The 1,321-nt window shown below is 55.5% G+C and carries 1 rRNA gene; it reads right to left on the bottom strand.

Annotated features, from left to right (window positions below):
* Positions 1–1,271, bottom strand: a 23S ribosomal RNA gene (locus AB0C33_RS51140); the annotation flags it as partial.
* Between the last annotated feature and the right edge of the window lie 50 nt (positions 1,272–1,321).

Here is a 1,321-nt window from a genome sequence, read left to right as displayed (position 1 = left end):
AATGCCACGACTTCGGCGGTGTGCTTGAGCCCCGCTACATTGTCGGCGCAGAATCACTTGACCAGTGAGCTATTACGCACTCTTTCAAGGGTGGCTGCTTCTAAGCCAACCTCCTGGTTGTCTCTGCGACTCCACATCCTTTCCCACTTAGCACACGCTTAGGGGCCTTAGTCGGTGATCTGGGCTGTTTCCCTCTCGACTACGAACCTTATCGCCCGCAGTCTCACTGCCACGCTCTCACTTACCGGCATTCGGAGTTTGGCTGACGTCAGTAACCTTGTCGGGCCCATCGGCCATCCAGTAGCTCTACCTCCGGCAAGAAACACGCGACGCTGCACCTAAATGCATTTCGGGGAGAACCAGCTATCACGGAGTTTGATTGGCCTTTCACCCCTACACACAGGTCATCCCCCAGGTTTTCAACCCTGGTGGGTTCGGTCCTCCACCCAGTCTTACCTGAGCTTCAACCTGCCCATGCGTAGATCACTCCGCTTCGGGTCTACAGCATGCGACTCAAACGCCCTATTCAGACTCGCTTTCGCTACGGCTCCCCCACACGGGTTAACCTCGCCACACACCATAACTCGCAGGCTCATTCTTCAAAAGGCACGCAGTCACATCACACAAGGACCGAAATCCTTGTACGCTCCTACGGCTTGTAGGCACACGGTTTCAGGTACTATTTCACGACCCCTCACCGGGGCACTTTTCACCTTTCCCTCACGGTACTCGTGCACTATCGGTCATCAGGGAGTATTTAGGCTTACCAGGTGGTCCTGGCAGATTCACACAGGATTTCTCGGGCCCCGTGCTACTTGGGATCCCCTCAAGAAGCCTTCAAGATTTCGCCTACCCGGCTCTCACGGTCTACGGCAGCCCTTCCCAGAGCTTTCGACTACCTCAAAGGTTTATCACTTCTTGTGGCTTCGGCAGAAACCACCAGAGGGTCCCACGACCCCGGACATGCAACGCCTGCCGGCTATCACACACGCCCGGTTTAGCCTCATCCGCTTTCGCTCACCACTACTCACGGAATCACTGTTGTTTTCTCTTCCTACGGGTACTGAGATGTTTCACTTCCCCGCGTTACCACCAACCGCCCTATACATTCAGGCGGAGGCAACACCACATGACTGGTGCTGGGTTTCCCCATTCGGACATCCCCGGATCAACGTCTGGTTGGCGACTCCCCGAGGCTTAACGCAGCCTCCCACGTCCTTCATCGGCTCCTGATGCCAAGGCATCCACCGTGTGCCCTAAAAAACTTGGCCACAAAGATGCTCGCGTCCACTATGCAAATCTCAAACAACAAACAGCAACC

This window comes from Nonomuraea sp. NPDC048881, assembly GCF_040649795.1.
In the GTDB taxonomy this organism is placed as follows: domain Bacteria; phylum Actinomycetota; class Actinomycetes; order Streptosporangiales; family Streptosporangiaceae; genus Nonomuraea.
Note: the sequence above shows the minus strand (reverse complement) of the source record. Positions and strands in the feature narration are given on the sequence as shown.